Origin of the sequence: Gracilibacillus sp. YIM 98692 (genome assembly GCF_010993965.1) — a bacterium.
Classification (GTDB): Bacteria; Bacillota; Bacilli; order Bacillales; family Amphibacillaceae; genus Gracilibacillus.
In genome coordinates this window covers 23,661-29,679 of record NZ_WIXM01000038.1, presented here as the reverse complement: position 1 = coordinate 29,679, position 6,019 = coordinate 23,661, and the positions used below count along the sequence as shown (strand labels likewise).

The 6,019-nt window shown below is 38.5% G+C and carries 4 protein-coding genes; 1 reads left to right on the top strand and 3 read right to left on the bottom strand.

Going from position 1 to position 6,019, the window contains the following annotated elements; translation table 11 throughout:
- Nucleotides 1–262 precede the first annotated feature (262 nt).
- Genes argS through GHD00_RS18895 form a run of 3 tightly spaced genes read right to left on the bottom strand, consistent with a single transcriptional unit; the run spans nucleotide 263 to nucleotide 3,445 of the window.
- The gene (argS, locus tag GHD00_RS18905; RefSeq protein WP_163539766.1) at nucleotides 263–1,933 is read right to left on the bottom strand and encodes an arginine--tRNA ligase; all 1,671 of its coding nucleotides are present in this window, start codon (nucleotides 1,931–1,933) and stop codon (nucleotides 263–265) included.
- A 12-nt stretch (nucleotides 1,934–1,945) separates the two neighbouring features.
- Entirely contained in the window at nucleotides 1,946–2,380 is a 435-nt protein-coding gene (locus tag GHD00_RS18900; RefSeq protein ID WP_163539765.1) for a YwiB family protein, read from the bottom strand.
- Between the two features lie 12 nt (nucleotides 2,381–2,392).
- On the bottom strand, nucleotides 2,393–3,445 hold the full coding sequence (locus tag GHD00_RS18895; protein ID WP_163539764.1) for an AimR family lysis-lysogeny pheromone receptor: 1,053 nt from the start codon (nucleotides 3,443–3,445) through the stop codon (nucleotides 2,393–2,395).
- Nucleotides 3,446–3,869: 424 nt separating this feature from the next.
- Here GHD00_RS18895 and GHD00_RS18890 point away from each other — a divergent pair, with 424 nt between their 5' ends.
- A complete protein-coding gene (locus tag GHD00_RS18890; protein ID WP_163539763.1) occupies nucleotides 3,870–6,011 on the top strand; it encodes a transglycosylase domain-containing protein in 2,142 nt (713 codons plus the stop codon).
- The last annotated feature ends 8 nt before the right edge of the window (nucleotides 6,012–6,019 follow it).

Below are 6,019 nucleotides of genomic sequence, written 5' to 3'. Positions count from 1 at the left end.
CGATCAAATATCGAGCTCAGTTTGAACAAGTAGCGTAAAAAGTGTCCAATAAATGGGGGTCACTCCATGAGCGTTTTTTGCTCACGAGGAGGCTGAGCCGTCGCCCGCGGAAAGCGAAGTATATTTCCGGAGTGGTATCATAGCACTCACCTTAAAATAACTTTTCAAAGTTACGTCGTAGTTTATAGCTTTTGTACACTATTTTAGTGCTTTCTTATCTATTAAAAAAGCTATGATGCTTTATGCATCATAGCTTTATCTCTTACATACTTTCTGGGGCGCGGACGCCGATGAGGTCCATACCGTTTGCAAGCGTAATACGAACTGCTTCCATTAAAGCGAGTTTTGCTTTTGTTTCTTCTAATTGATCTGGATTGATCACTTTTTCTGCGTTGTAGAAGCTGTGTAGAGAAGCTGCTAGATCGAAAATATATTGCGTCACACGATGTGGTGTTCTATTTTCGGCTGCATCGGCGATCATTTGTGTAAATTCACCTAATTTTTTGAGCAGATCTTCTGCTTTATCTGATTGTAATAAGCTTGCATCGTAATCCGCACTATAATTTATCCCTTTTTCTTGCGCTTGTTTCAACATGGTACAAATTCGTGCGTGCGCATACTGTACATAGTAAACTGGATTGTCACTCGATTCGGATTTTGCTAAGTCCATATCAAAGTCTAGATGAGAATCCGCGGAACGCATAACGAAGAAGTAGCGCATCGCATCAATACCGACCTCTTCCATTAACTCACGAAGAGTAACTGCTTTTCCAGTACGTTTACTCATCTTAACCTTTTCCCCATTTTCAAACAGGTTGACCATTTGGATGATTTCTACTTCTAATGTCTCAGCATCATAACCTAATGCTTGAATGGCGGCACGCATTCTAGGAATATAACCATGGTGATCGGCACCCCAAATGTTAATCAACGTATCAAAGCCGCGATCTAGTTTATTTTTATGATAGGCGATATCTGGTGATAGATACGTGTAAGAACCATCTTGTTTCACTAACACACGATCCTTATCATCATCAAATTCGGTAGAACGGAACCAAGTTGCTCCCTCTTCCTCATAAATATAGCCTTTCTCTTTTAACAACTCGATAGCTGGAACAATTTTATCTTCTTCATATAAAGACGTTTCAGAAAACCAATGATCAAACGTAACACGGAATGATTCTAAATCTTTTGCTAGTTTATCCAGCTCATACTTCAACCCATATTCACGGAAAAAAGCATGCTGTTCCGCTTCTGGTTTATCAGCCCATTTATCTCCGTGCTCCTCCGCTAATACTTTTCCAATTTCGATAATATCAGCACCATGGTAGCCATCTTCTGGCATTGGAAACTCCTTGCCTAACGCTTGCATGTAACGAGCTTGTACTGATAATGCAAGATTATGAATTTGGTTTCCGGCATCGTTAATATAATATTCCCTAGAGACATTATAACCTGCTTTATCTAGAATATGACATAATGCATCCCCTACAGAAGCACCTCTTGCGTGACCTAAGTGTAAGTCACCAGTTGGGTTTGCTGAAACGAATTCGACTTGAATTTTTTCGCCCTTCCCAATATTGGAAGCTCCGTATTCTTTGCCTTGCTCCATAATCGTAGGAATAAGCTTGGTTAAGTATTGGTTATCGATAAAAAAGTTAATAAAACCTGGCCCTGCTATTTCTACTTTTTCAATTGAACCTTTTGATTGATCTAAATGGTCCACCATATCTTCTGCAATTTGACGTGGTGCTTTCTTCGCGATACGAGCTAGCTGCATCGCCATATTGGTGGCATAGTCGCCGTGAGCTTTATCCTTTGGTTGTTCTAATATCACCTCTGGCAATTCTTCTTCTGTTGCTAAACCAGCTGTTAAAACCGCATTTTTTATTTCTTCTTTTAAATTTTCTTGCATTTGTTGCATGACATTCATATGAAAACCTCCTCATGATTCGTTCTTTTGTAATTGAATGGTTAATCGATGCCGTCTTGGATCCTCGCCATTTAAGCTTGTTTGATAACTAACAAATAATTTACCGTATTTGTTTCCTTTCGGTGCTTCATATAATATTTGATCGGTGTGCGTCTCCATATGAATGGTTCCAAATTCATGACGATAGACATTTTCAGTTATTTGCTTCTTTTGAAACTTCTGGTGCATGGCAACCGCACCTGATCGCTTGACACTTACCTTCTCTGGCTGAATGGTAATCATCGAATTTATTTTTTCATCATTTTCGTTATGCTCACTGAAGGTTAATACAGACGTATTAGACCGCTCCATTAACGTCCCTTTTTCTTCGACAACCGTTACTTCTTTGTTTCCCGTATCATAAATTTCCATCGTCATTTTTAAGGAAACGGGACTTTTATCACTCATACTATCCATCCTTTATTGTTCAAATGCATGAAGAGCTTCTAAGGGAAGCTTAGCATAAAAATAATCATCTCTTTCTTCGATAAAGCGTTGATAAGACCGACGCAGCAAGTGCTTATCTTGGCGAGCAAGGCCTAAATAATATTGTTGGAAAGGGGTTAATTCTTCAAAAGCTTCCAAAATAGCTATACATGTCTGCACATCTCCTTTTGCTAAAGAAAGATGCGCTTGTTCCGCTTTATCTGTTGTTTCAATCCCATCTGTTTTGCAGTGATAGGACGAAATAAAAGGTAATGTATAATTGGTCAAACCAAATAACGCTCGTTCATTTTCGAGCTCCTTTGCTATATCAATGGCAATATGGACATGATTGATTGCTTGATCATAGCTTTCAAATAAATAGCCTTGTGCTAATATATTGTGAACATCCATCTTTTTCCGAAGGTTATTCGTTTCTTCTAATAATCGATACCCATACTTTCTGGATAAAATTAATTCATTTCGTTTCCAATGGTAGATAATAAGTGTTTCGTTCAGACGTGATTGAAGCAATTTATATAATAAAGGATCATTCAAGTCAAGTAAACGCTCTTTAATACGATCATTATAAGTACCGATATACCTGTACTGATGCATGTCAAAATAACAGTAAATATGCATTAAGTCATGTAAAATCTGCAAGCTATGCTCATCATTATCTATTTTCATACGCTGCACTTGTTGTAAATATTGATTGGGTGAGCCTGGCTTGGCTGATTTCTTGGAAAAGGTCCGACGATTGTAAAATAATTGATAAACCTCTGCCCACTTCCGATTGAGGAAGTTGTCTGATTTCTTATTACGATCGATTAGTACTTGAAGATCCTTTAATAGTCCATGGGAATATAAATATTCCATGGCTACTCTTTGACTTTCGTCACTTTTGGTTGCAAGGCATGCCACACGCATGGCATCTACCTCTTGCGGGTCCATATTTATTTGTTGATAGAGCACATATAATGGTAATTCTATTTTTGATTGCATAAATTGATTAACTATATTATGAACAGATTGTTTTTTGTTTACCATTTTGATTCCTACTTTCCATACTCGACACATATTTTAACATAATTTAATGGTCGATTACATGATTAAGAACAGGAAACGAATAAACCAATTGTTCATCCTGTCTTCCATCAAGTGTTATACCCTATTTTCCTGACTTCATAACATATATCGAACAAATTTTCGCAGCAATGAGTGTTTACTCTGTTAACTCATATAGAGAGACTTTCATTAAGTCTGCTCCAATTACTCTGATCAATCTTTTAAATCTCGTAAAAAATACTATTCCAGAAATTTTTTTAGAAAAATCAAGTAATTCTTATAAACAAGGTTTAATCCCTGTTTCTTTTTCCCATACTTCCTAATAATAAGAGACTTCATCAGTGAGGGTCTTACGGAAATTTGTCCACTGTGATAAATAATGGAATCAATATGAGGGGATGTATGCATGCGTAGTAGAAGAAGCAGGAAAAAGAAAGGGTTTTGGCCCTTAAAGCTATCTATCTTTCTCTTATTTTTAATAGGTTCTTTCTTAACAGTAGTCATCATAGCCAGCTTTTTACTTGGTCCCCCGTCACTGACTCGTGATCAAAACACCATTTATTATGGTGAAAATGAGGAAGTGATCGGGGAAGAATATGGGACCGAAAAAAGGTACTGGCTTGACCTTGATGATATTGACGATAAAGCAGAAAAGGCCACGATTTGGACAGAGGATCAGCATTTCTACGACCATTTTGGCTTTGATTTCAAACGGTTAGCTGGTGCTATATGGAAGGATATACGCACAATGTCTCTAAAAGAAGGGGCAAGTACGATTACCCAGCAATATGCTCGAAATTTATTTTTAACACATGAAAAAACATGGAAGCGAAAGTTGTATGAAGCATTTTATACGATTCGACTAGAGATGTTTTATGATAAGGACGAGTTATTACAAGGATATTTAAATACGATTTATTATGGCCATGGTGCTTACGGGATTGAATCAGCGAGCCGGTATTATTTTGATAAATCTGCGAATGCCTTAACATGGGCCGAAGCAGCAATGCTTGCAGGTATTCCAAAGGGGCCATCGCTTTATTCACCTTTTCATAATATGGACAAGGCCAAAATGCGTCAGGAATTGATTTTAACGAACTTAAAGGATCGGAGAGTGATTGATCAAACGACATATGAAGAGGCTATTCAAGAGGAACTAGACTTTTCGGAAGAACGATTGATCGTAACACAAGGAGTTGCGCCATATTTTCAAGATGTGGTGGTGGAAGAGTTACAGGATTTATTAGATGTCGACATGGAAGAGATTCGTTCTGGAGGTTATCAAGTATATACAACACTTGATGTTGAGCAACAAAAGTCATTAAAGCTAGCAAGTGAACAAGTCATAAAAAATGAGGAGATTCAACTTGGAGGAATGGCGATGGACCCATCGAGTGGAGCTATCACTGCATTATTAGGCGGTCAGGATTATGAGGAGTCATCCTTTAATCGTGCGGTACAGGCAAAAAGGATGCCTGGATCTTCTTTTAAGCCATTTTTGTATTATGCTGCGTTGGAAAACGGGATGACACCAGCGACCACTTTAATGAGTAAACCAACCACTTTTGCGCTTGCGGATGGAAAAAGTTATCAACCTAGTAATTACAATGGGTATTATGCGAATGAGCCAATTACGATGGCACAAGCGTTGGCTTTGTCTGATAATATTTATGCGGTAAAAACTAATCTATATGTGCAGCCTGAGCGATTTGTTCGGATAGCAAAAGAGAAGTTTGGAATTGAAAGTGAGTTGGAACCTGTTGCTTCGCTTGCGCTTGGGACAGAGGTCGTAAATGTTCGAGAGATGGTTACGGGGTATAGTGTCATTGCAAACGGAGGTAAAAAGGTAGAGCCATATACGATTGAGAGAGTGACGGATGCAGTTGGAAATGTGTTGTATGATCGTGAAGCAGCTAAGGAAGAAGAAAATACAGATTCTGGCTGGTCACTCTTTAGTCAACCCAAAGAAGATCCTCAGATTTTGAACCCTAATTATACTTATATTTTAACTGATTTAATGAAGGGCATGTTTGAGGAGGATTTAAATGGTTATATGAGTGTGACGGGTGCAACGATTGCGGATCAATTGACACATGAATATGCTGGAAAGTCTGGTTCGACGGATTCAGATAGCTGGATGGTTGGCTTTAGTCCTGCTTTAACAGCTGGTGTGTGGGTTGGCTATGATGACAACAGGGAAATAGAACGTGTAGATGAGCAGCAATATGCCAAAGAAATTTGGGCACAGTTTATGGAAGAAACACATGAAACCTTGCCTGTACAGCATCCCGTTAAACCTGAGGATGTAATCGAAGTGGCGATTGATTTAAATACAGGGCTAATAGCAAGTGATGAGTGTCCGAACACACATAACATGTATTTTGTTCGCGGAACACAACCAACGAAACAATGTACACTTCATTTACAGGATTATTTTCACGAGCATCCCGATGCGGTAGATCAAATCCCTGAGGACGGGTCACTGTTGGAAGATTGGTGGAAATGGCTGCTAATAGGCGAAGATTCACCACCGGTTATAGAAGAATAATACGACAA